This is a genomic window from Burkholderia sp. BC1, assembly GCF_052683555.1.
Genome location: NZ_JBQYLP010000078.1, coordinates 1 through 23,989, shown reverse-complemented (window position 1 = coordinate 23,989; position 23,989 = coordinate 1). Strand labels below are relative to the sequence as shown.

The following is a 23,989-nucleotide window of genomic DNA, read 5'->3' as shown; positions in this document are numbered from 1 at the left end:
TCCTCGGCTACGTCTGCGATGACCGCCGAGCCGAATAAATCAGCGTTTCCCAAGTACCGTAAGCCGATGCAGGCCATTACGCAGCGCGTGACGTGCGAGACTCGAATAAGACAAGCCGCATCCGACCCAGCCCGGACGAAGGCGCACGCCATCGAATACGACGCAGTTTTCCGGTGCGGCCGCCTCATAGATGCGTCGGCGTAAGATTGTCTCCGGCAACGAAAGCGCGACTCGCGTCGCACCCTTCGGCAACGGCAGTCGATCGTCCAGCAGTGTGGTCGGCGGCAGGAAATTCATCGCAGTCAGGAAGCGATCGAACATGAAGTCGAAGCGGACACTACCCTTGTTAACGGCGCGCTCAATCGCCTCGGCGTCGTAACTCCGGTCCAGCGCGGCTTGCACAGCGCGCAACATATCCTGCTCGTTACCTTCCTCGAAGAAAGTAACGCCGTCGAGGATCTCCGGATACTCGGCTTGATCGCACGACGACTCCGATACAAGCGGTACTCCGAGCGACAGGCACTCCTGGATACGCGGCATCTCGAGCAGCGCATTCTCATAGTAGTGAATATTGACTACGACCCTGGCCCGACGAATCTCCCGCGCAACATCATCGCCGAATACCTCACTGCAGATGCGTACGTTGAAATGCTTCTGCAGTGTCTCCAGCATCTGTCGACGACGGGGCGAGCTCTTCGCATCGCCATAGAACAACAGATCCCACTTCTTCTCGATCGGCTCGGCAACGATGTCGGCCTTAAAGTCGTGGCTCGCCCCGACCGGCAAGTAATGGACGTGCGGATACCGGATGCCCTTGCTGTCCAAGAACTCGATGTTCTTCAGCGAATACTCGAGAACAGCGAGTGAACCCTCGAGTGTCTTCAAGTAATCGTCGGTAAACCAGCGAGAACTCACCGACTGCTCCATCTGAAACGCGATGCGCCTTTCCCCCGGCGGTAACCGCTTGAACATCTGTGGACATACAACCACATACATGTCGTGTACGAAGTGCGACGGCGATTCAGTCATGGTGTCAACCTGCCACCCGTGCTTGCGCAATCGATCTGCGATGAGATGTGCAACGAACAGTGTGTGGCGCGTTGTCATCACGCCCCAGGTCCTCGGCGGGCCCGAGCGCAAATGGCTCTCCAGTGCGCGGTCCATGCGCACCGCATCGAGACGCTGCTGCAGCCCTCTGAAATCCCCTCGTACAACATAGCGAAGTGCATTGCGGGCTCGCAATGCTATCCGCGCGATTCGATACAACGGTGGTGTCAACATTCTCAAAGGGCGCGTGATCCGCCAGGACCTTGACGCATAAATTCGATTAATCTCATCAAACGCACGCTGCAACTGCGCCGACAATTCATCGCGCTGTGCGACGAGCGCACTGCTTCGCTCGGTTACAAGATCCTGCAATTGAGCCCGCACATCGTTCAACTCCTGCGTGACCTGACGAAATCCGCTTGTACTCTCGACCAGCGATCGTGTAAGTTCGCTTCGCTCGGACTGCAGTTCACGCAACGTCTCATGCAATTGCTGAAACTGCGCACGGAGTTCCGCTTCGAGAAATCCGCTCCTACTCTCAATCAGCGATCGCGTGAGTTCGCTGCGCTCGGACTGCAACTCACGTAACGTCTCATGCGATTGCTGAAGCTGCGCACGGAGTTCCGCTTCGAGCAATCGTGCGGGATGCGACGGCAACACGATTGACCGCTCGGCCGATTTCTCTAGCACGCCATGCTTGATCCCAAAGAAATAGAGATCGTGAGTCTCATCGTTGGTCGAAAATTCGACGTAACTGAATGTCTCGTCGATATTCAACGCAGCACGGATATCCGTCTCCGTCAGATTTCGATAGTAATCGGCCCACTCGCTGTCCGCGAATTCAAGCAACGGCGCATCCTGCGGTGTCGTCCGTCGAGTGCCGTGTTCCGGTCGCCCTTCCGTTGCGCAGGTGATCAACAGTAACCCGCCGGGACGCAGCATTCTGACCGCGTTACGCAGCGTCTGGTCCCAATAGCGGTCATGCTCCAGGCATTCCGTCGAGACAATAACGTCAAATGTATTCGGAGGTAATCCCAGTTCATGTGCCGGACAGACCAGATCGACATTTCGCCCTTCCGCAACGTCAACTCCGAGGTACAGGCTGCTGGCATCGAACAGGTATTGGTTGTTACCGTTGATGTCCAGGGATCCGATATCCAGGGCGAACACCCCTTGGAAAAACTGGGGGTATCGGCTCTTGACCGTCGAGCAAAATGCTCTTTGCTGAGGATGCGCCATAGCTTACCGTCCAAGAAATAATTCAATTCAAAGATACACAGGGCGGCATATACCGGAACATGAAATTCACTCGCCCTTCAACGGTATGAAGCGACTGACGGCGGTCACGCCATCGCTGCCTCGTATTCCGACACCACCGCCTCCACCGGCCCGAACGCTCGCACGCGGCCCCGCTCCATCCAGAGCGCCTTGTTACATACCTTGCGAATTTCGGAATTCGAGTGCATCGCGAGTACGACAATCTCGGCGCGACTGTGCAAATCGGCGAGCCGTGCCTCCGCCTTGTGCATGAAGGACGCATCACCGACCCCCATCACTTCGTCGAGCAACAGGATTTCGGCATCGACCGCAGTCGAAACAGCAAACGCCAACCGCACCCGCATGCCGTTCGAGTAGGTACGAATCGGCAGATCGAGATAGTCGCCCAATTCGCTGAACTCCGCGATGTCGCGCTGCTTTGCACGGATTTCCGAGTCGGACATTCCCAGCATCAATCCACGAAGCCGAATGTTCTGCATGCCGGTCGAGTTTTCGTCCATGCCTAAACTGATATCGAGCAACGGCACAACCTTTCCTTCACGCGACAGCGTACCCGCGGTCGGAGGATAGATCCCGGCCATCGCCCGCAGCAGCGTCGACTTTCCCGCGCCATTGTGACCGATCAGACCGACGCGATCGCCCCGCTCGAACCGGAAGCTCAGATCGTCGAGCGCCCGCACAACAATCACGCCGTCGCTTCCCTCGGCAATCCGATTCCGTCGCCCCATTCGAAGGACCTGCTTCTTGAGCGAACGCCCCTGCACGTCATAGATCGGCAGGTCCAGCGTCACGTCTTTCAATTCGATGTATGCCATACCTCAGCCCTCAAACCCAATACGGAATGCGCTTCAGAAAACGGCCAGTCAGAAGCAGCGCAATAGGCCAGCCAATCGCGGCCATGCCGATCACGATCCCCCACGTCAGTGCACTGGGCATATGTCCGATCAACGGACCACGCACGACATCGATCAGATACGCGAGCGGATTCCATTCGACAATGAACGCGAAACGCGTCAACGCATCCGGACGAAAAAGAATCGGTGTGACATAGAACGCAACCTGAAGCAGCGCACCAATGATCTGCGGGAGGTCGCGAAAACGCGCCGACAGCAAGCCCGCCACCATCGCGATCCACAGCCCATTCACGATAAACAGGAGCAGTCCCGGAATAAACATCGGCAGCGTTTCCCAGCTCTTCACACCGAAGATCAGCAGAAGCGCGACGATGATGACGAAGTTGTGCGCGAGCACGATCAGGTTCCGCCAGACGACCTGCAAGATATAGATCAGCTTCGGGGTCGCCATCTGGCGGATGTACGACGAGCTATTGATATAGGCAACGCTACCGTCCTGAACCGTCTGTGAAAATAGGCCCCACAGCACGATGCTCGATGCAAGATACGGCAGATATTCGCTCAGTTTTTGTCCGAACAACGTCCCGTACACGACGCCGAGCGACGAGATCATGACGCCCATACTGATCGTGAGCCAGAACGGCCCGAGGCGCGAACGCGCGTAGCGCTGGCGAATTTCGAGCCAACCGAGTAGCGTCCACAATCGCCACGACGCGATGCTTTGTTTGAGATCAGCGAGTGAGAGAATCAGCATGCAAGGTTATGAAATGATTAGACAGTGTAACCAGTACCCTTCGACAAACATCGGGCATCGCCAACTCATTCGGCCAGACAGAGTCGCAACGCATCGTCCCACGCGGGCATGTGCACACCAAAGGTTGAGGCCAGCTTGTCGAGCGCCAGCCGAGAATTAGCGGGACGCTTCGCAGGTACCGGATATTCGCTCGCGGAAATAGGCACCACCCTCGGTGATCGGCTACCCATCGCAGCCGCGAAAATCGCCTCGGCGAAGCCGTGCCACGATGTCGCACCGGACGCGGTAAAGTGATAGACGCCAGAGCGCTCCGCCCACCAATCCGGACCACCCGCCACGCCCTGAGCGACAATGTGCGAAGTTGCGGTTGCGATCGTTTTCGACCACGTCGGCGCGCCGATTTGATCCGCTACGACGCGCACTTCCGGCCGCTCACTGCCAAATTTCAGCATGGTTAGCAGGAAGTTCTTGCCGCGCCGACCGTACACCCAACTCGTCCGCAAGATCAAATGCGGACATCCGATCGAAGCAATCGCACGCTCGCCTTCGAGCTTCGTGAGTCCGTAAACATTCTGCGGATTCGTCGCGTCTGCTTCTACATAGAGGCCTGACTTCGTTCCGTCGAACACGTAGTCGGTCGAATAGTGGATCAGCGCCGCGCCAAGCTTTACAGCTTCCTCGGCCAACACGCGCGGCAGGTCCGTATTCAGGCGTCGCGCCGCCTCGACGTCCGTCTCGGCCTTGTCGACGGCCGTATAGGCGGCCGGATTCACGATGATCGACGGCTTCAGTTCGCGTACGACGCTGCGCACGCGATCGAGATCGGACAAGTCGAGCATCGAGCGGTCGCACGCCACCACGCGGCCGAGGCCCTGCAGCGAGCGCAGCAATTCAAACCCGACCTGGCCATTCACACCCGTCACAAGGATCCTCGGTTCAGGAGTCACACCCACCTCACGCATAAACTTCGGCTTCGCTCAAACGCTTGCCTGCCGCATCCTTGGCCGCCAATAGCGGCTCGAAATCGATCGGCCACTCGATGCCGATGTCCGGATCGTTCCACACGATGCTGCGCTCGTGCTCGGGGTACCAGTAGTCGGTGGTCTTGTACAGGAACTGCGCCGCCTCCGACAGCACGACGAAGCCGTGCGCGAATCCGGGCGGCACCCAAAGCTGCCGATGGTTGTCCGCCGACAGCGTCACGCCGACCCACTTGCCGAAGTTCGGCGAGCTGCGGCGAATGTCCACGGCTACGTCGAACACTTCGCCTTCGACCACGCGCACGAGCTTGCCCTGCGCATGCTGGATTTGATAGTGCAGCCCGCGCAGCACACCCTTCGCCGAGCGCGAATGGTTGTCCTGCACGAACTCGACGCCCGGCTCGACCTGCTCCGCGAACTCGCGCCCGTTGAAGCTCTCGTAGAAGTAGCCGCGCGCATCGCCGAATACCTTCGGCTCGATGATTTTGACTTCGGGCAGTGCCGTAGCAGTTACCGTGATGGCCATGCAACCTGATCCGTAAGAATGTTCAGCAGATATTTGCCGTAGCCGTTCTTCGCCAGCGGCTGCGCCAATTTCTGCACTTGTTCCGCGTCGATCCAGTGGCGGCGGTATGCGATTTCCTCGGGGCACGCGACCACCAGCCCTTGCCGCTTCTGCAGCGTCGCGATGAAGCTCGCCGCTTCGATCAGCGAATCGTGCGTGCCGGTGTCGAGCCATGCGTAGCCGCGGCCCATGATTTCGACGTTCAGCGTGCCATCGGCGAGGTAGCGCGAATTGACGTCGGTGATTTCTAGTTCACCACGCGCGGACGGCTTGATGTCGGCCGCGATGTCGCACACGCGGTTGTCGTAGAAGTACAGGCCCGTGACCGCATAGTGCGAACGCGGCTTGGCCGGCTTCTCTTCGATCGACAGCGCGCGAAAGTCCTTGTCGAACTCGACGACGCCATACCGCTCGGGATCGTGCACGTGATACGCGAACACCGTCGCGCCCGCCTCCTGCGCATTCGCATGCTCGAGCTGCTTCGCGAGGTCGTGGCCGTAGAAGATGTTGTCGCCCAGAATCAGCGCCGACGGATCGTTGCCCACGAACTCCCTGCCGATGATGAACGCCTGCGCGAGCCCGTCGGGCGACGGCTGCACCGCGTACTGGATGTTCATCCCCCACTGACTGCCGTCGCCGAGCATCGATTCGAAGCGCGGCGTGTCCTGCGGGGTCGAGATGATCAGCACGTCGCGAATGCCGGCGACCATCAGCGTCGACAGCGGGTAGTAGATCATCGGCTTGTCGTACACCGGCAGCAACTGCTTCGATACCGCGTGCGTGATCGGGTACAGCCGGGTGCCGGAACCGCCGGCCAGGATAATGCCTTTGCGTGCCATGTCCGCCGCCCTTACGCGCGCTGCGCGTAGTTGGTCTCGACCCACTTGCGGTACTCGCCCGATGCGACTTCGTCGACCCACTGCTGGTTGTCGAGATACCAGTCGACCGTCTTCGCGAGACCCGTTTCGAACGTCTCCGCCGGCTTCCAGCCGAGTTCGCGCTCGAGCTTGCGCGCGTCGATCGCATAGCGGCGATCGTGGCCGGGACGGTCTGTCACGTACGTGATCTGATCGCGATACGAGCCCGTTGCCTTCGGCCGTTTCGAATCGAGCAGATCGCACAGCGTATGCACGACTTCGAGGTTCTTCTTCTCGTTCCAGCCGCCGACGTTGTACGTCTCGCCCGGCACGCCGCGCGCGAGCACTTCACGGATCGCGCTGCAGTGGTCGCCTACATACAGCCAGTCGCGCACGTTCTGGCCGTCGCCGTACACGGGCAGCGGCTTGCCGGCGAGTGCGTTCGCGATCATCAGCGGAATCAGTTTTTCCGGGAACTGGTACGGGCCGTAGTTGTTCGAGCAGTTCGTCGTCAGCGTCGGCAGGCCGTAGGTGTGATGGTATGCGCGAACGAGATGATCGGAGCCCGCCTTGGTTGCCGAGTACGGGCTGTTCGGCGCGTACGGCGTCGTCTCGGAGAATTGCGGGTCCGTGGCGGACAGCGAGCCGAACACTTCGTCGGTCGACACGTGCAGGAAGCGGAAGGCGGCCTTGTCCGCGTCGTTCAGGCCGTTCCAGTATTGGCGGGCAGCTTCCAGCAGCGTGAAGGTGCCGACCACATTGGTCTGCACGAAATCGGCCGGGCCGTGAATCGAGCGATCGACATGGCTTTCCGCCGCGAAGTGCAGCACCGCGCGCGGCTTGTGCTCGGCAAAGAGCGCGTCGAGCGCAGCGCGGTCGCAGATATCGACGCGCGCAAACACGTGCTTCGGATTGCCTTCCAGCGACTGAAGCGTACGAAGGTTGCCCGCGTAGGTCAGTTTGTCGACGTTGAGCACGGCTTCGTCGGATGCGCGCAGCCAGTCGAGTACAAAGTTGGCGCCGATAAAGCCTGCGCCGCCGGTAACCAGGATCATGGGGCTCCCTCTAGTAATGCCCGGTAGCGCCAGCCGGCCCTACCGCATCGGATTCGCACGCGACGTCATCGTCACGCTAAACCGAGAATTTTACCCGGCCACCATGGCAGTTAAAGTCATGAAATGCTAATTTTGTTCGGGAAAACGACAATTATAGGGACCCGGCGCCCCCCAAAGCCACGCCGCTAACAACTTGATACAGCGCTCCCGCCCCCTGCGTCGAATAAAATTTCCTGCCGAATCAATGACATTTCGGGGAACGTCGGTTGCAAAATGGCGTCTCGTACCAACGAATCTTCTTTCCGTGCGGAAATCAATAGCACTGCCGCTCTCATGACCCCAACCCCCATCGCCATCGGCGACATCCAAGGCTGTCATTCAGCTTTCGACTCGCTACTAAAAAAACTCTCCGCCCCGGCCGACACGCCGCTATGGATCGCCGGCGACATCGTAAACCGCGGCCCCGGCTCCCTGGCCGCGCTGCGCGCGCTAATCGACCTCGGCCCTCGCGTCACAGCCGTCCTCGGCAACCACGACCTGCACCTGCTCGCCGTCTCGGCCGGCATCCGCACCGAACGCCGCGGCGACACGATCGGCGAGATCCTCGACGCGCCCGACGCCGACGCCCTCCTCGACTGGGTCCGCCACCGCCCGTTCGCGCATTTCGAAGACGGCAAACTGCTCGTCCACGCGGGCGTGCTGCCGCAGTGGGACGTGACGCTCGCCCTCGAGCTCGCGGACGAGCTCCAGCAGGCGCTGCGCGCGCCCGACTGGCGCGACACGCTGCAAAAGCTGTACGGCAACGAGCCGAACCAATGGAATCCGAACCTCAAAAAGCGCGACCGGATGCGCGTCGCGTTCAACGCGTTCACGCGCCTGCGGTTCTGCACGCCGGACGGCGCGATGGAGTTCAAGGCGAACGGCGGCCCCGAGAGCGCACCGCCCGGCTATCTGCCGTGGTTCGACGTGCCGGGCCGCCGCACCGAAGACGTGACGGTCGTGTTCGGCCATTGGGCCGCCCTCGGACTGATGCTGCGCGACAACGTGGTCGCGCTCGATTCGGGATGCGTATGGGGCAATCAGCTGTCGGCCGTGCGCCTGACGGCCGATCCGGCACAGCGCACGGTCACGCAAGTGCAATGCGAGGCATGCCGCACACCGGGCGGCGAATGACGGCAATGTAACGGCTGCGGCCCGCTCAAGCGGACCGCATCCCGATCAGCCTTCGCGCCCGGGCACCGGCTCTTCGGCGGCACCGTCGCGGGCCGCGTCCGAGCCGACTTCCGCGACCGGATACGCATGCTTCGCGAGCTCGGCCAGCGACTCGGCCGACGGCTTGCCAACCTTCGCCTGCATCGCCTCGAGCGTGGCCGCGATCGCATCGCGCGCCGCCGCCGACATCGCACGCCGGTCGCCGCCCGGCGCGATCGGATCGCACACGTACAGATGCGCGACGAGCGGCCCGCCGCGTAGCACCATGTCGAGCGACTTGCCGAGCGACAGCTCGCCGGTATACGCAGGCGCAACCGACTGCCGCCCCTGCGCGTCCTCGTACATCAGGCAGATCGGCTGCACCGCGCAGCCGGCCGACACCGCGGCCTGGAACAGATTCGCATGGAACGGCAGCAACCCTTGCCCGTCGGACGTCGTGCCTTCCGGAAACACGCACATCACGCCGCCGCTGCGCAGCCGCTCGGCCATCTCGTGCATGACGCGCATCGCCTCGGTGCGCTTCTCGCGCTGCAGGAACACGGTATCGAGCTTCTCGGCGAGCCAGCCGATCACCGGCCACTGCCGCACCTCGGCCTTCGACACGAACGGCGTCGGCCGCCACGCGTTGATCGTATAGATGTCGAGCCACGACACGTGATTGCCGACGACGAGCGCGCTCGCATCGAGTCGCGCGCGGTCGTTGTGCACGACGAGCCGCATCCCGCAGATCCGCAGCAGCTTCACCGACCAGCGGCGCGTGAGCTCGGCGCGACGCGCGGCCGTCACATGCGAAAAGCGCAGCGCGACGATCGCCATGCCGCGCAACAGGTGAAAGACGAGGCGCAGCTTGCGGATAGCGTTCATGAGGAAAGCCCGGCGTGGTTCAGTTGCGCTCGAACGCGACCTGTCCGGCGACGAGCGTCGCGCGCACGCACGCGGGCAGCTCGTAGCCGAGGAACGGCGAGTTGTGGCCCTGGCTCTTCAGCGCGCGCGGCTCGACGCGCCAGTGCGCGCGCGGGTCGAACACGCAGAGATCGGCCGCACTGCCTTCGGTCAGACGGCCCGCCGGCAGATTCAGCACGTCCGCAGGCGCCGACGTGATGCGGCGCAGCGCCTGCGCGAGCGGCGTGCGCGTCTCGTCGGCCCACTTCACGGTCAGCGACAGCAGCAGTTCGAGGCCGGTCGCACCGGGCGTCGCTTCGCCGAACGGCAACAGCTTCTCGTCGTCGTCGACCGGCGTGTGATCGGAGCAGATCGCGTCGATGGTGCCGTCCGCGAGCGCCGCGCGGATCGCCTCGCGATCGCGCTCGCTGCGCAGCGGCGGATCGAGCCGGAACTGCGAATCGAAATAGCCGATGTCGACGTCGATCAGGTGCAGGTGATTCACGCCGACGTCGCACGTGACGGGCAGCCCTTCAGCCTTCGCCGCGCGCACGAGCGCGAGGCCGGCCGCCGACGACAGTCGCGCGAGGTGCACGCGCGCGCCGGTCACGCGCATCAGTTCGAAAATCGTGTGCAGCGCGATCGTCTCGGCCGCGACCGGCACGCCGGACAGCCCGAGCCGCGACGCGACGGGCCCGCTCGCCGCGACACCGCCCTTGCCGATGAATGCGTCGAGCGGGCGCAGCCAGGTGGTGTAGCCGTAGGTGCTCGCATACTGCAGTGCGCGCAGCAGCACCTGCGTGTCGCGCAGCGGCACGTTCGCATGCGTGAAGCCGACGCAGCCGGACTCGGTCAGCGCGACCATCTCGGTGATCACTTCGCCCTTCAGGCCGACGGTCAGCGCGCCGAGCGGATGCACGTTGGCCTGGTGCAGATTGCGCGCGCGGAACTTCAGCATCTCGACGAGGCCCGGCTCGTCGAGCACGGGATCGGTGTCCGGCGGACACACGAGCGTCGTCACGCCGCCGGCGACGGCCGCCGCCATCTCGGACGCGAGTGTCGCCTTGTGCTCGTAGCCGGGCTCGCGCAGCCGCGCGCACAGGTCGACGAGGCCGGGCGCGACGATCAGGCCCGTCGCGTCGATCGTCTTGTCGGCCGCGAAGCCGGCCGGCGCGCGGCCGGCTTCGGCGATCGCGTCGATCTTGCCGCCCGAGATGAATACGTCGGCTTGCCGCTCGCTGCCGGCGACCGGATCGATCAGCGTGCCGCCTTTGATATGAATCTTCATGCGCTGTCTGTGAATGCGTTGAATGCGTTGAATGCCTGGATAAGGAGGCGCGAAGCGGCTCAGTCGTTGTTGCCGGCGACGATGCCCATCACGGCCATCCGCACGGCGATGCCGAACGTGACCTGATTGAGGATCACCGATTGCGGGCCGTCGGCGACCTGCGAGTCGATCTCGACGCCGCGGTTCATCGGGCCCGGGTGCATCACGATCGCGTCGGGTGCGGCGAGCGCGAGGCGCTCGGGCGTGAGCCCCCACGTCTTGAAATACTCCTGCGCGGACGGCAGCAGCGCGCCGCTCATCCGCTCGTTCTGCAGGCGCAGCATGATGATCACGTCGACGCCCTTCAGCCCTTCGTCGAGGTTGTGGAACACCTTCACGCCCATCTGCTCGAGGCCGCCCGGCAGCAGCGTGCGCGGGCCGATCGCGCGCACTTCGGGCACGCCGAGCGTGGTCAGCGCGTGAATGTCCGAGCGCGCGACACGCGAATGCAGGATGTCGCCGACGATCGCCACGCGCAGCTTCGTGAAGTCGCGCTTGTAGTGGCGGATCGTGTACATGTCGAGCAGGCCCTGCGTCGGGTGCGCATGGCGGCCGTCGCCGGCGTTGATCACGTGCACGTGCGGCGCGCAGTGCTCGGCGATCAGGTACGGCGCGCCGCTCGATGCATGACGCACGACGAACAGGTCCGCATGCATCGCGGACAAGTTGTTGATCGTGTCGAGCAGCGATTCGCCCTTGCTCGTCGAGGAAGCATTGATGTTCAGGTTCAGCACGTCGGCCGACAGGCGCGTCGCGGCGATCTCGAAGGTCGTGCGCGTGCGCGTCGAGTTCTCGAAGAACAGGTTGAACACGGACTTGCCGCGCAGCAGCGGCACCTTCTTCACTTCGCGGTCCGTCACGCTGACGAACTGCTCGGCCGTATCGAGGATGTGGTTGACGATCGAGCGCGGCAGGCCCTCGATCGACAGCAGATGCTTGAGCTCGCCGTTTTTCGTGAGCTGCGGGTTGCCCTTCAGGAAACCGTAGCGGAACCGCTCGGGGCTCGCGGCCGCCGCGGGATTGCCGGTGCGGCCAGTGGTGTCGGTGGTCATGGTGTGCGTGATTCCAACTATGCAAACGGGCCGCGGCGCGAACCGGCGGCCCGGGATACGGTTTCGCGGTCGTTCAGGCGGCTTGCGCCTCGACGTTCAGCGTGAACTGCGAATCGTCGCGCGCGAGCACGAGCGTCGCGCCGGCCGGCACGTCGAGCGTGCCGCCGGCAAAGCGCGCGGCGACCGGCAGCTCGCGTCCGCCGCGATCGGCGAGCACGGCGAGTTCGACGGCAGCCGGACGGCCGTAGTCGAACAGTTCGTTCAGCGCGGCGCGCACGGTGCGGCCCGTGTACAGCACGTCGTCGACGAGCACGATGCGCGCGCCGTCGACGTCGAACGGCAGCGACGTCGGGCTCGCCTGGCTGTGCAGCCCCTTCTTCGCGTAGTCGTCGCGATGCAGCGCGACGTTGACGACGCCGAACGCCGGCGCGCCGAGATCGCGCGCGAGACGCTCGGCGAGCCAGGCGCCGCCGCTGTAGATGCCGGCGAGCCGCGGGCCGCCCGGTTCGGCGAACGCGGTGCCGTACGCGGCACGGATCTGGTCGAGCAGGGCGCGGTACAGCGCCTCGGCGTCAATGGGGCTCATGGTCGGACAATTGATCGAGATACTGTTGAAGGATCACGCGCGCGGCTTCGGCATCGAGCATGTCGGCGCGTGCGCGGCCGCGCACGTTGCGCTCGCGCATCCCGGCCTCGGCTTCGACCGACGAATAGCGTTCGTCGACCCACGTGACGGGCAGCCCGAAGCGGCCGTTCAGCTGGTTGCCGAAGCGCTTCGCCTGCTGCGTCATGTCGTGCGGCGTGCCGTCGGGATGCATCGGCAGCCCGACGACGAGCGCATCGGGCCGCCATTCGGCGAGCAGTTCGCCGACGGCCTTGAAGCGGTGTTCGCGGTTCAGATTGGGGATCACGACGAGCGCGCGCGCGGAGCGCGTCAGCGCATTGCCGATCGCGACACCGATTCGCTTCTCGCCGTAGTCGAACGCCAGGAGCGTCGCATCGCGCGCGCTCGTGCCGCTCATGCGTGCCCTGCTTCGCCGGACAGCGTCGACGAACTGACGCCGAGCAGGCCGAGCGCAGCTTCGAAGCGCTCTTCGGCCGGCGTGTCGAACACGATGCGCGGATCGGCGGCGACCGTGAGCCAGCCGTTGCGGGAAATCTCTTCCTCGAGTTGCCCGGCGCCCCAGCCTGCATGGCCGAGCGTCAGCAGGAAGCGTTTCGGGCCGGTGCCCGTTGCGACCGCCTCGAGCACGTCCTTCGACGTCGTCATCTCGAGCCCGCCCTCCACCGACATCGACGAGCTGTAGTTCGCACCCTCGACCGGCTCGTGCAGCACGAAGCCGCGCTCGGTCTGCACGGGGCCGCCGAAATACACGGGAATGTGCAGCAGCGGCTCGATCTCGAGCTTCAGGTCGATCCGGTTGAACAGCGATTCGAGGTCGATATCGGTAGGACGATTGATGACGAGGCCGAGCGCACCGCGCTCGCTGTGATCGCAAAGATAGACCACCGTTCCCGAGAACGTCGGATCGGCCATGTTCGGCATGGCGATCAGGAACTGGTTGGTGAGATTGATGCGATCGGAAGGCTTTGACATGGTTTGAATTTTAGCAAAGACGCTGCGGCCTGACCGGGCCGCGATCAACGAGCAACATCGCGACGCGCTGGCAATGACGCGCGCGATTACACGGCACTCTAACACGCGCGCGGGCGCTGTCGGCAGCGCGTTGCAGCGGCGCGGGCATGCCCGCCGCGCCATGCCGGCCGGCGCTCCGCTCAGGGCCGGCCGAGCGCCGTGCCGAGCGCTTCGGACCCCGCCGTCAGGTCCGGCGGCGCGACGCCGGCCGCAATCTTCAGCAGTGCGGCGCGCAGCATGTCGGCCGCGCGCGCATGCGCGTCGCGTGCGCTGCCGGCGAGCGGCAGCCCGTGCGCGGCGCGGCGCCATGCGAGGCCGAGCGTATCGGCCAGCAGCGCCGCGTGGCCGAGCCCGAGCGCGCAGGCGGCCGCGCCAACGCGGTACGCGGCTGCGGACGCGCGCCATGCCGCGCCGGCATCCGCGGCCGCGGGATGAGCCGAGAGATCGGTCATCGACGCATCGGCGGTCTGCAGGAAATCCTCATACGCATGTGCGTTGACGGTCACGACACCGAGCGTGCGCGTCGGTGCGGCGGCGAGCGCGTCGTGCTCGGCGCGCGCCGCATCGGCTTCCCACAGCGCTTCGGAGCCGGGCGTGCCGGCCACGTGCCAGTCGACCGTGAGCCCATAGTCGTGCAGCACGTCGACGAGCGCGGCGTCTTCGGCCGCCGCGCCGAACAGCGCGAAATCGCGCCACAACAGCGCAACCGTTTCGCGCACGAGTTCGGGCGGTGCGTATGGCCGCCCGTTCGCGTGTTCGGCGAGCAGCAAGTTCGTGCGCGCCAGAAAGCGTTTCAGATCGGGTGCGCCGCTCGCACGCAGCGCGCGCATGCACGCTGCCGCGAGGCGCCAGAAGTCGTACGGCGTATCGTCGGCGAGCGCGGCGGCGATCGCGTCGAGTTCGTCGAGTGCGGGGCCGGATGCCGGATTTTCCGCACGCAGCGCACCGAGCAGCGCCTGTTCATAACGGGCGCGCACGCGGGCCGCGAATCCGTCCGGCAGCGCACGCAGCGACGCGGCCGGCACCGCGCGGCCGACGAGGGCCAGCGCGTCGAGCGGAACGGCCGCGGGCGCACCGCCGCCCGTCAGCGCGCGCAGCGTACGGAAATGGGCAAACAGGACCGGCGAACACGCGAGTTCGCGCAGATTGTGCCGGCCGACGGCCGCACGGAAATCGCGCAGCGCGGCGCGCCACGCGGCGACGTCCGCTTCGCTTGCCGTCGCCGCGAACGGTGCGCCAGCAGCCAATTGGCCCGCGAATCTCGCGGCCGGCAACCAGCCGGCTTCGGCCAGCACGGCCGCCGCTTCGGCGAGCGGCGCCGCGGCATCGGCGTGCCGTTCGGCCGCATGGGCTGCATCGGCCGCAGCGGCGAGCGCCGCGTCGGCCGCGCGCACGGCGCCGCCGCGCGGATTGGGCAATGCGTCAGGAGGGGGAACGGTCGCCGGTTCGGACGTCATGGACACGCGCGCGTGGGGTCGTCAAGCCGCTCGCGCGGGTCGCGGCGCGCGAGCGCCGGGCCCGCGCGAGGCCAAAGCGGAGTGTCCGTGCGGCAAAGGTCCGATCAGATCTGGACCATTTCGAAGTCTTCCTTGCGGGCGCCGCATTCAGGACACGTCCAGTTGATCGGAACGTCTTCCCAGCGCGTGCCCGGGGCAATGCCCTCGTCCGGCAGCCCGGCTTCTTCGTCGTAAATCCAGCCACAAATCAGGCACATCCAGCTCTTGTATTCCATCTTAAGCCGCGTCGGGAAAGTCGGTAAATTCGGGAGCCATGATGGTACCGTGTCGGGGCCGGACTGCCTAGCAATCGCGCTGGAGTGCAGCGACTACGTTGTGCTGCGCTAAAAAATCCGTCGTATCGGCCGGATTCCGCCGCATAATGGGCGCACAGTGCGGCCTGCCGGGCAACACGGGGCCCGACGGCCCGTCGCCTGCTGCCGCCGCACCTCCGTCGCTTCCCCGTATTTTTCTTGCCCTTTTTTCCATGTCCAGCAACGCCCCTCCGATCGTCCTCACCTTCGGCCTGTCCGATCCCACCGGCGGCTCCGGCCTCCAAGCCGATCTGATGACCCTGGCGAGCATGGGCTGCCACGGCGTGTCCGTCCTCACCGGCTATACCGTGCGCGACTCGGCTGCCTGCGATGAAGTGACCGGCCTCGATCCCGACGTCGTCGCCGCGCAGGCGCGCATGCTGCTCGAGGACATGCCGGTCGCCGCGTTCAAGATCGGCGCCGCGACGCGCGCGGAAGTCGTCAGCGCGATCGCCGAAGTGGTCGCCGACTACGACGGCGTACCGCTGGTGCTCGCGCCGGACTTCACGCTCGACGACGAGCATGTGCTCGCCGCCGACGATCTGCGCGAGTCGATCGCCGATCTGCTCGCGCCGCAGACGACGCTGCTCGTCGCCGATCACGCGACGCTGATCGCGCTCGCGCAGCCGGACGGCGATGCGGAAGCGCCGAATCTCGATGCGGCCGTGTCGCATCTGCTGTCGCAGGGCTGCGAATACATCCTGTCGTCGGAAACGGGCTCGCACCGGCTCGTGAACACGCTGTACGGCGAGGAAGGCCAGCTGCGCGAAGACATGTGGGACCGCTCGCCGCACCGGCTGATGGGCATCACCGATACGCTCGGCGCGGCGATCGCGGCGCTGCTCGCGAACGGCCAGGAACCGCCCGAGGCCGTGCGCGAAGCGCAGGAATATCTCTATCAGGCGGTGCGCGACGCGTTCCGGCCCGGGATGGGCGCGTATCTGCCCGACCGCTTCTTCTGGGCGCGCAGCAACGAGGACGCCGATGCGCCGCCGGCCGCTGCGGTCGAGCCGCTGCCGCGGACGTCGCATCGGCATTGAGTCGGCGCGCGGCCCTTCGTGGATCGCGCTGATTCGGCCGCCGCCGGCCGTCCCCTTCGCGCCGCGCGCAGATAAAAAAAAGACCCGCATCGCTGCGGGTCTTTTTATTTGGCTGGAGCACGCATCGCTGCGCGCTCCGGACTTCATCGACCGAAGTCGATTACATGTCCATGCCCATGCCGCCCATGCCGCCCGGCATGCCGCCCGGCATCGGTGCATCTTCCTTCGGCAGTTCTGCGACGGCTGCGTCCGTCGTCAGCAGCAGGCCGGCAACCGAAGCTGCGTTCTGCAGTGCGGTGCGCGTGACCTTGGTCGGGTCGACGACGCCGGCTTCAACCATGTCGACGTACTCGCCCGTCGCTGCGTTGTAGCCGTAGTTGCCCTTGCCTGCAGCAACGGCCGCCACGACGACGCTCGCTTCTTCGCCACCGTTCGTGACGATCTGACGCAGCGGCTCTTCCATTGCGCGCAGCACGATCTTGATGCCGGCGTTCTGGTCGGCGTTCGCGCCCGTCAGCGAGGCGATCGCGGTGCGTGCACGGATCAGCGCAACGCCGCCGCCCGGGACGATGCCTTCTTCAACGGCAGCGCGGGTTGCGTGCAGCGCGTCTTCGACACGTGCCTTCTTTTCCTTCATTTCGACTTCGGTCGCAGCACCGACCTTGATCACTGCCACGCCGCCGGCCAGCTTCGCCACGCGCTCTTGCAGCTTCTCGCGGTCGTAGTCCGACGTCGCTTCTTCGATCTGCGTGCGGATTTGCTTGACGCGCGCTTCGATGTTCGCCGCTTCGCCTGCACCGTCGATGATCGTCGTGTTTTCCTTGCCCACTTCGATGCGCTTCGCCTGGCCCAGTTCTGCCAGCGTTGCCTTCTCGAGCGTCAGGCCGGTTTCTTCCGCGATGACCTGGCCGCCGGTCAGGATCGCGATGTCTTCCAGCATCGCCTTGCGACGATCGCCGAAGCCCGGCGCCTTGACCGCAACGGTCTTCAGGATGCCGCGGATGTTGTTGACGACCAGCGTAGCGAGCGCTTCGCCTTCGACGTCTTCAGCGATGATCAGCAGCGGACGGCCTGCCTTCGCGACTTGTTCGAGCACCGGCAGCAGATCGCGGATGTTCGAGACCTTCTTGTCGTGCAGCAGCACGAACGGGTTCTCGAGGACGGCGACTTGCTTGTCCGGGTTGTTGATGAAGTACGGCGACAGGTAGCCGCGGTCGAACTGCATGCCTTCGACGACGTCGAGCTCGTCGGCGAGCGACTTGCCGTCTTCGACGGTGATCACACCTTCCTTGCCGACCTTGTCCATCGCTTCAGCGATGCGATCGCCGATCGACGAGTCGCTGTTCGCCGAGATCGCGCCGACTTGCGCGATTTCCTTGTTCGTCGTGCACGGCTTGCTGATCTTCTTCAGCTCTTCGACGGCAGCTGCAACGGCCTTGTCGATACCGCGCTTCAGGTCCATCGGGTTCATGCCCGATGCGACGTACTTCATGCCTTCGCGGACGATCGATTGCGCGAGGACGGTTGCCGTCGTCGTGCCGTCGCCTGCGTTGTCGCTGGTCTTGGAAGCAACTTCCTTGACCATTTGCGCGCCCATGTTCTGGAGCTTGTCCTTCAGCTCGATTTCCTTCGCGACCGACACACCGTCCTTCGTGACCGTCGGGCCGCCGAAGCTGCGCTCGAGCACGACGTTGCGGCCCTTCGGACCCAGCGTGACCTTCACTGCGTTGGCGAGAATGTTCACGCCTTCGACCATCTTCGCACGGGCCGAATCGCCGAATACGACGTCTTTAGCTGCCATCTTCTAACTCCTTGAATTCTTGGGAATATGTACCGTTGTGGACGCTTACTTCGCGTTGACCACGGCCATGATGTCTTCTTCGCGCATGACCAGCAGCTCCTGGCCGTCGACCTTGACGGTCTGGCCCGCGTACTTGCCGAACAGCACGCGATCGCCGACCTTCACGTCGAGTGCGATCGGGGCGCCCTTGTCGTCGCGCTTGCCCGGGCCAACGGCCAGGACTTCGCCTTGATCCGGCTTCTCAGCAGCTGCGTCGGGGATCACGATGCCCGAGGCAGTCTTGGTTTCCTGATCCAGGCGCTTGACGATCACGCGATCGTGCAAAGGACGAAGGTTCATATTCACTCCTCTCTTGACTGAGATTGAAGAACGCTTAGGGAACCTGCCCGGCCAGAGGCCCGGCAGAGAATTGTTAGCACTCTCGTGCAGCGAGTGCTAATTATATGGACGGGTTTTGACAAATTCAAGAAGAGATACCGGGGCTTTTTTTGCGCCGCGTCGGGCGCACGGGAAGGGAGGAAAACGCAGAAAGGTCCTTTTGAAACAACGAGATGGAAGTTCGTCACGAAACCGGCGGCCGCCCGCGTTAGGGGATTCCCCGATCATCGTTCCCCGCTTGGACAGCAGGACCGCGGCGAGTTCCGCACTATTTCGCGTACGTTGAAAAAAATGCGTCCGCCCTGCCGGCGATGCGCCACCGGCTCTGGTCAGCGTCACGCTTCGGGGCACCCCTCGAGCGGCCGGAACGTCCGGCCGTCGGTCTCGACCGTCGCGCCCAGCAGCCGCGCGAGTCCTTTCGCGCCGTCGCGCATCACGACGTCGTGATTCCATGTGAACAGCGGCCGCGCGATCGGTTCCAGCCACTTCATCCAGCGCGCGTGCGTGCGGATGTGCCAGTCGTAGCGGACGACCGTGCGCGCGCCGTCGGCGACGAACGACCAGCGGCCGTCGCCTTCGATCGCTCCGCTCGCGCGGCCTTCGAGCACGTGCGGCGGCTCGACGCGCCGCACGCGCATGTCGAACGTCAGCCGGTACGGCAGCGCGCCTTTCCAGGTATAGCGGTGCAGCGCCCCGACGCCGCGCGCGTCGCCGGCCTCCAGTTCGACGGTCCGCACGGCGCCCTTCCACCAGTCGGGCCAGCGGTCGACCTGGTAGATCGCATCCCAGACGGCCATCAGCGGCGCGTCCACGTGCCACGTCGTCGAAAACCGGTATTCCGCCATGCAGCCTCCGGCGCGCCGTCGCGCAGCGTCGAATCGGGATCAGGGCGCGAAAAAACGCTCGGGAAACGCGACGTCGAGCTCGATGTCGTCGAGCGTCACCGTTTCGAGCGGCTCGCCGTCGTCGTCCGCGAAGCTGACGACCTTGCGCGGAAATCCGTCCTCGGTATCGAGCCACAATCGGTAGCGATGCACGCCGTCGACCGCCTGTGCCGGCGCGCCCGTCACCGATACGCGCAACGTCGTGCGGCCGCCGACCGTCTCCTCGCCTTCGCTCACCGTCGCCCCGCCCTGCTGCAGCGCGTGCACGTTGCGCAGCAGCTGACCGACGTCCGACCGGTCGACGCGATGCCCGCTACGGTCGCGCACCATCGGGTTGTCGGGCGACAGCGTCAGCGCAGGCGGCATATGCACGCCGAACGGACGCAGCCGCACCTTGCCGTCGTCCGGATCGTACGCGAGCACCGCGCCGTGGTGCGGCGACACGAAATCCATCCGGACGAAGCCCGGTTTCAGATAGGCGTAGCGGATTTCGGTGTGCTCGCCGCTTCTCGCGGTCGAACGGATCGTCGCGCGGTACGAGTGCACGTGGTCGAACTGCGACTGCGCAACGGTCACTGGATCGGCTGTCATGCTCGCTCCTATCAGGCTCGCGGCCAGCAACGCGGCAATCACGGCGCGGCCTCGACGTCCAGTACGCCTTCCATGCCGCGCGTGCGATGGCTGCCGAACAACGGCAGCCGGTGCGTGCAATAGTAGGCAAAGCGGCCCGGTTGCGTCGGCGTGAAACGGAAGGTGCGCGGCGTCGTGGCGAGTTCGGTGCGCACGTCGATGCCGGCCTGCGGCGCATCGATCCGGAAACTATGCGGCACGATCCCCGGCTCCGCCGACACCGTCAGCTCGACGGGCGCCTGCGCAGTCACGATCACGTGGTTCGGTCGGAAGAAATAGCTGCCGCCGACGATCGTCACGCGCTGCACACCGTCCGGATCGATCGGCACGCGCACCGGTGCATCGTCGTCCGCGTACGCAAATCCGGTGCCTGCTGCGAACACAACCAGCCCTGCCCATACCGCCGCCATCACTTTCATCGTTCGCTCCGTGCGAGCGCGCGTCAGCCGCTCCACGCGCCGACCGGTCCGCCGAGTGCGCCGCACGCCTCGATCGCGAGTTCGCGAACGCGCCATTCGTCGCCACCGCCGGACAGCGCATAACCCATGCCGCGATCCGACCAGAAGTACGTGTAGCGACCGTCGGCCGATAACGGCTGCGGCGCCACGCGCCGCGCGTCGTAGGCGGTCATGTACAGCGTCACGCGGTCGCCGTCCGCGCGCTGATACATCAGTTGTGCGGCCGGCCCTGCGTCGCCCGGCAGCAGACGGCCGCCGAGCAGCGCGTAGCCGTATTCGCCGAGCGACGGCGCGCGCACCGGCCGCCCGAGCCGCGCGGACAGCCACGCAGCCAGACGCTCCGGGTCGCGCGCATCGACTTCCACCGGATGGTCGCGGTCTGCCGCATAGACAGCGTACGCCGCATCGGCGCGCTCGGCGAATTCCGGGGCAGCACCCAGTGCAGTCCAGCCCGCGTGCAGCGCGATGCCGATCAGCAGCCCGGCCGCGAGCCCCGCGAACGCGTAGGCGAATCTGGGCCGGCGCGATGCGCGGCGCTGCACGAACAGCGCCGACGTGGCGGGCGGCAGCGGAAACAACGCGTGCAGTGCGTCGCGTTGGGCGCGGTAATGCGCGAACCGGGCCGCTTCGCGCGGATCCGACTGCAGACGTTCGAGTACCTCGCGGCGTTCGTGCGCGGACAGCTCGCCGTCGAGCAGCGCCGACAGCAGCTGCGCCGACGCTTCGTCGTCCCGATCGTCCGAAGGTGTGCGCGACTCGTCCATCATGTCTTCCCGATCACCCGTAACGCGGCCGTGCCATGCGCGGCCGGTTCGCCGGACAGCAGCGCCCGCATCTGCTCTCTCGCGCGCGACAGCCGCGACATCACCGTACCGACCGGCACGCCGAGCACCTGCGCGGCATCGCGGTAGCTCAGCTCTTCGAGCGCGACCAGCAGCAGCACCTCGCGCTGCTCGACGGGCAGCCGGTACAGCGCGCGCTGCACGTCGCGCAGCATCAGGCCGCCCACGTCGCCGGGCGGCGCGGCGAGCGTCTGCCATGGCGCCGTCGCGTCGTCGACGGCTACTTCATGCCGCGCGCGCAACTGATCGATGAAGCGGTGACGCAGCAGCGTCAGCAGCCACGCGCGCAGATTGCCGGCATCGCGCGGCGGCCGGTTCAGCGCGCGCTCGAGCGTGTCCTGCACGAGATCGTCCGCCCAGGCCCGATCGCCCGTCAGCGCGCGCGCATACCGCGTCAGATGCGGCAGCCACACCAGCAGGTCCGATTCGTAGCTCATGCGACGATCCCGCGCGCGGCGCGGCCGTCACGGATGCGCGACGTGCCAGACGCCGCCGACGCCGTCGCCGCCCGCATCGCCGGCCTTGCGATCCATCTTCCAGCGATACAGGGGACGACCGTTGTACGCCCATTGCATCTTGCCGTCGTCGCGCGCGACGACGCTCAGTGCGCCCGACGGCTTGTCGTACGCATCGGCGAGCGCCGGCGGCCAGTTCGCCGCGCACGTGCCCGTGCACGCGCTCTTGCCCGGTGCGTCGCGGTCGAACACGTAGAGCGTCATGTGATCGTCGTCGACCAGCTTCCCGTCGCCGACCTGCGGCGGTTCCGCGGCCGCCGGCCGCGCGATCGCAGCCGTCAGCGCGACGGCGAACAACATCGTTTTCATTCCCGTTCTCCTTGGCGTCGCGATGCGACATCGCATGCGTTCACGGGATGCCGACTGCATCGCGATCATGATGCGCCGCGCGAGCGAGTCGCGTCCCGGTACGTAAACGAACGGGCCTGGCCGGTTATTCCATGCGGTCTTGCAATCTTCCATCGCGCAATCTCGCCATCGTGCAGATGCTCGATGTGACTGCGATGCGTCGGCGCACGAACGCGCGACACCAAACAAAACGCGGCATGACGTTACCGTCATGCCGCGTCCTACGACCGGATGTGCGGCGGACAATGCCGCCGCGCGTGCTGCTCCGGCGTTACTTCGACAACCCGCCGGTCAGCGACTGGATCAGCGACGACACCGGTGCCAGCGGATTGTTCGCCGCGCTCGTGCCGTTCGAGTGCGTCGAGACCGACAGGCCCGGCGCCGCGCCCAGCGTCGTGCCGACCGCGTTGACGACCGTGGCAGCCGCGTTACCGCCGGCCGTCAGCAGTCCACCGACTGCACCGGTCGTGCTGCCTGCCGCGCTGGCGCCCGAGCCGAGCACACTGCCGCCGGCAGCGGCACCGGAGCCGAGCAGGCTGCCGCCCGCCGCCGCGCCCGAACCGGCCACGCCCGACAGTGCGCTGCCCGCCTGGCCGATCGCCGACGAACCGCTCGCGGCTGCACCGCTCAGCGTGCCCACCGTCTGCGACAGCGATGCGCCGGCGTTGCCGAGCACGCCCGTCACCGAACCGAGCGCGCCGGTCACTGCACCGCCCGCGTTGCCGCCGCCCGTCAGACCGCTCACGAGGTTCGTGATCGGCGCGATCGGGCTGCTGCCGCCGCCTGCTGCGCCGGACAGCGTCCCGACGACCTGGTTGACGACACCCTGTACCGGCGCGAGCGGACCTGCACCGCCGCCGAGGTTGCCCAGTGCGCCCGTCACCGAGCTCACTGCGCCGCCGAGCGCGCCCGTGGCCGAGTTCAGCGCGCCGCTGAGCGCGCCGGTCGGGTTGGCGTTGCCGAGCGCGCCGACGACCTGCGTGACGACGCCCTGCACCGGCGCGAGCGGGTTCGTGCCGCCCAGGTTGCCGAGTGCGCCCGTCACCGAGCCCAGTGCACCGGTCACTGCGCCGGCCGGGTTGCCGCCGCCCGTCAGACCGCTCACGAGGTTCGTGATCGGCGTGATCGGGCTGCCGCCGCCCGCCGCACCGGACAACGTACCGACGACCTGATTGACGACACCCTGCACCGGCGCGAGCGGACCCGCACCGCCGCCGAGGTTACCCAGCGTGCCGGTGAGCGTGTTCACCGCATTGCCGAGCACCGCAGCCGGATCGCTGCCGCCGAGCGTGCCGGCGAGCTGCGTCACCGCACCCTGCACCGGCGCGAGCGGGCCGGAACCGCCACTCAGGTTGCCGAGGCCGGCCGTGATCGTGTTCACGGCGTTGCTCAGCGCGCCGGTCGGATTGCCGCTGCCGAGCGTGCTCGTGACAGCGCCGACGGCGCCTTGCGCGGTGTTGACGACGCCGGTCAGTGCGCCGGTCGGGTTCGTGCCGCCGAGTGCGCCGGTGACCGAGTTCACCGCGCCCTGTGCCGTGGTCACGACACCGTTCAGTGCGCCGGTCGGGTTGGTGCCGCCCAATGCGCCCGTCACCGTGCCGATCACGCCGTTCAGCGCGCCCGTCGGGTTGTTGCCTCCCAGTGCGCCCGTCACCGAGTTCACCGCACCTTGCGCCGTGGTCACGACACCGTTCAGAGCGCCAGTCGGGTTCGTGCCGCCCAATGCGCCGGTCACCGTGCCGATCACGCCGTTCAGCGCGCCCGTCGGGTTGCTGCCGCCCAGT

Annotated in this window: 26 protein-coding genes; 2 read left to right on the top strand and 24 right to left on the bottom strand. The window is 65.7% G+C overall.

Features of this window, described 5'->3' with window-relative positions; translation table 11 throughout:
* Nucleotides 1-39: 39 nt before the first annotated feature.
* From ACSHSS_RS26160 to rfbB, 7 genes are all read right to left on the bottom strand, one after another.
* Nucleotides 40-2,286, bottom strand: a complete 2,247-nt coding sequence (locus ACSHSS_RS26160; RefSeq protein WP_445545722.1) for a methyltransferase domain-containing protein — start codon at nt 2,284-2,286, stop codon at nt 40-42.
* Between the two features lie 104 nt (nt 2,287-2,390).
* Nucleotides 2,391-3,140 carry an ABC transporter ATP-binding protein gene (locus ACSHSS_RS26155; protein WP_105855137.1) on the bottom strand — a complete coding sequence of 250 codons (750 nt, stop codon included), beginning with the start codon at nt 3,138-3,140 and terminating at the stop codon, nt 2,391-2,393.
* A gap of 10 nt (nt 3,141-3,150) precedes the next feature.
* On the bottom strand, nt 3,151-3,933 hold the full coding sequence (locus ACSHSS_RS26150) for an ABC transporter permease (RefSeq protein ID WP_105855138.1): 783 nt from the start codon (nt 3,931-3,933) through the stop codon (nt 3,151-3,153).
* Nucleotides 3,934-3,998: 65 nt separating this feature from the next.
* The gene (gene rfbD / locus ACSHSS_RS26145) at nt 3,999-4,895 is read right to left on the bottom strand and encodes a dTDP-4-dehydrorhamnose reductase (protein WP_105855139.1); all 897 of its coding nucleotides are present in this window, start codon (nt 4,893-4,895) and stop codon (nt 3,999-4,001) included.
* On the bottom strand, nt 4,888-5,439 hold the full coding sequence (gene rfbC / locus ACSHSS_RS26140) for a dTDP-4-dehydrorhamnose 3,5-epimerase (RefSeq protein WP_249460670.1): 552 nt from the start codon (nt 5,437-5,439) through the stop codon (nt 4,888-4,890). The genes rfbD and rfbC overlap by 8 nt, the downstream gene beginning before the upstream one ends.
* Nucleotides 5,424-6,317, bottom strand: coding sequence for a glucose-1-phosphate thymidylyltransferase RfbA (rfbA, locus tag ACSHSS_RS26135; protein ID WP_206382384.1), 894 nt, complete (start codon nt 6,315-6,317; stop codon nt 5,424-5,426). Before rfbA ends, rfbC begins: the two co-directional genes overlap by 16 nt.
* A gap of 11 nt (nt 6,318-6,328) precedes the next feature.
* Nucleotides 6,329-7,390: a dTDP-glucose 4,6-dehydratase gene (rfbB, locus tag ACSHSS_RS26130; RefSeq protein WP_035489225.1), complete on the bottom strand. Its 1,062-nt coding sequence runs from the start codon at nt 7,388-7,390 to the stop codon at nt 6,329-6,331.
* Between the two features lie 333 nt (nt 7,391-7,723).
* Here rfbB and ACSHSS_RS26125 point away from each other — a divergent pair, with 333 nt between their 5' ends.
* Nucleotides 7,724-8,563 carry a symmetrical bis(5'-nucleosyl)-tetraphosphatase gene (locus ACSHSS_RS26125; RefSeq protein ID WP_088928807.1) on the top strand — a complete coding sequence of 280 codons (840 nt, stop codon included), beginning with the start codon at nt 7,724-7,726 and terminating at the stop codon, nt 8,561-8,563.
* A 45-nt stretch (nt 8,564-8,608) separates the two neighbouring features.
* On the opposite strand, the gene ACSHSS_RS26120 is transcribed toward ACSHSS_RS26125, so the two are convergent.
* The 8 genes from ACSHSS_RS26120 to ACSHSS_RS26085 form a co-directional block, all read right to left on the bottom strand.
* Nucleotides 8,609-9,466, bottom strand: coding sequence for a lysophospholipid acyltransferase family protein (locus ACSHSS_RS26120; protein ID WP_105837814.1), 858 nt, complete (start codon nt 9,464-9,466; stop codon nt 8,609-8,611).
* Nucleotides 9,467-9,485: 19 nt separating this feature from the next.
* A complete protein-coding gene (locus ACSHSS_RS26115) occupies nt 9,486-10,772 on the bottom strand; it encodes a dihydroorotase (protein WP_006412023.1) in 1,287 nt (428 codons plus the stop codon).
* A gap of 59 nt (nt 10,773-10,831) precedes the next feature.
* A complete protein-coding gene (locus tag ACSHSS_RS26110) occupies nt 10,832-11,863 on the bottom strand; it encodes an aspartate carbamoyltransferase catalytic subunit (protein ID WP_006400966.1) in 1,032 nt (343 codons plus the stop codon).
* A gap of 73 nt (nt 11,864-11,936) precedes the next feature.
* Nucleotides 11,937-12,449, bottom strand: a complete 513-nt coding sequence (gene pyrR, locus ACSHSS_RS26105; RefSeq protein ID WP_006400967.1) for a bifunctional pyr operon transcriptional regulator/uracil phosphoribosyltransferase PyrR — start codon at nt 12,447-12,449, stop codon at nt 11,937-11,939.
* The gene (gene ruvX / locus ACSHSS_RS26100; RefSeq protein ID WP_006400968.1) at nt 12,436-12,885 is read right to left on the bottom strand and encodes a Holliday junction resolvase RuvX; all 450 of its coding nucleotides are present in this window, start codon (nt 12,883-12,885) and stop codon (nt 12,436-12,438) included. The genes pyrR and ruvX overlap by 14 nt, the downstream gene beginning before the upstream one ends.
* On the bottom strand, nt 12,882-13,460 hold the full coding sequence (locus ACSHSS_RS26095; RefSeq protein WP_006400969.1) for a YqgE/AlgH family protein: 579 nt from the start codon (nt 13,458-13,460) through the stop codon (nt 12,882-12,884). Before ACSHSS_RS26095 ends, ruvX begins: the two co-directional genes overlap by 4 nt.
* A gap of 179 nt (nt 13,461-13,639) precedes the next feature.
* Nucleotides 13,640-14,956: a hypothetical protein gene (locus ACSHSS_RS26090; protein WP_445545721.1), complete on the bottom strand. Its 1,317-nt coding sequence runs from the start codon at nt 14,954-14,956 to the stop codon at nt 13,640-13,642.
* 104 nt (nt 14,957-15,060) lie between these two features.
* Entirely contained in the window at nt 15,061-15,231 is a 171-nt protein-coding gene (locus tag ACSHSS_RS26085) for a rubredoxin (RefSeq protein WP_006400971.1), read from the bottom strand.
* A 251-nt stretch (nt 15,232-15,482) separates the two neighbouring features.
* Between ACSHSS_RS26085 and ACSHSS_RS26080 the strand changes: the two genes are divergently transcribed.
* Entirely contained in the window at nt 15,483-16,349 is an 867-nt protein-coding gene (locus ACSHSS_RS26080; RefSeq protein ID WP_035489237.1) for a hydroxymethylpyrimidine/phosphomethylpyrimidine kinase, read from the top strand.
* Between the two features lie 160 nt (nt 16,350-16,509).
* On the opposite strand, the gene groL is transcribed toward ACSHSS_RS26080, so the two are convergent.
* The 9 genes from groL to ACSHSS_RS26035 form a co-directional block, all read right to left on the bottom strand.
* Nucleotides 16,510-18,150: a chaperonin GroEL gene (gene groL / locus ACSHSS_RS26075; RefSeq protein WP_006400973.1), complete on the bottom strand. Its 1,641-nt coding sequence runs from the start codon at nt 18,148-18,150 to the stop codon at nt 16,510-16,512.
* A gap of 45 nt (nt 18,151-18,195) precedes the next feature.
* Nucleotides 18,196-18,489, bottom strand: a complete 294-nt coding sequence (groES, locus tag ACSHSS_RS26070) for a co-chaperone GroES (RefSeq protein WP_006400974.1) — start codon at nt 18,487-18,489, stop codon at nt 18,196-18,198.
* Between the two features lie 374 nt (nt 18,490-18,863).
* Entirely contained in the window at nt 18,864-19,373 is a 510-nt protein-coding gene (locus ACSHSS_RS26065; protein WP_006406354.1) for an SRPBCC family protein, read from the bottom strand.
* Between the two features lie 39 nt (nt 19,374-19,412).
* Nucleotides 19,413-20,003: a LolA family protein gene (locus ACSHSS_RS26060; protein WP_012214002.1), complete on the bottom strand. Its 591-nt coding sequence runs from the start codon at nt 20,001-20,003 to the stop codon at nt 19,413-19,415.
* Between the two features lie 38 nt (nt 20,004-20,041).
* The gene (locus ACSHSS_RS26055; RefSeq protein ID WP_445545720.1) at nt 20,042-20,461 is read right to left on the bottom strand and encodes a quinol oxidase; all 420 of its coding nucleotides are present in this window, start codon (nt 20,459-20,461) and stop codon (nt 20,042-20,044) included.
* Nucleotides 20,462-20,484: 23 nt separating this feature from the next.
* Nucleotides 20,485-21,264 (bottom strand): anti-sigma factor family protein, encoded by a 780-nt coding sequence (locus tag ACSHSS_RS26050; RefSeq protein WP_445545723.1) that lies wholly within the window; start codon nt 21,262-21,264, stop codon nt 20,485-20,487.
* A complete protein-coding gene (locus tag ACSHSS_RS26045) occupies nt 21,264-21,779 on the bottom strand; it encodes a sigma-70 family RNA polymerase sigma factor (RefSeq protein WP_039224637.1) in 516 nt (171 codons plus the stop codon). The genes ACSHSS_RS26050 and ACSHSS_RS26045 overlap by 1 nt, the downstream gene beginning before the upstream one ends.
* A gap of 27 nt (nt 21,780-21,806) precedes the next feature.
* Nucleotides 21,807-22,166 carry a COG4315 family predicted lipoprotein gene (locus tag ACSHSS_RS26040; protein ID WP_059875441.1) on the bottom strand — a complete coding sequence of 120 codons (360 nt, stop codon included), beginning with the start codon at nt 22,164-22,166 and terminating at the stop codon, nt 21,807-21,809.
* Nucleotides 22,167-22,476: 310 nt separating this feature from the next.
* Nucleotides 22,477-23,989 (bottom strand): beta strand repeat-containing protein (locus ACSHSS_RS26035; protein WP_445545719.1); only part of this gene is annotated, 1,513 nt, incomplete at its 5' end.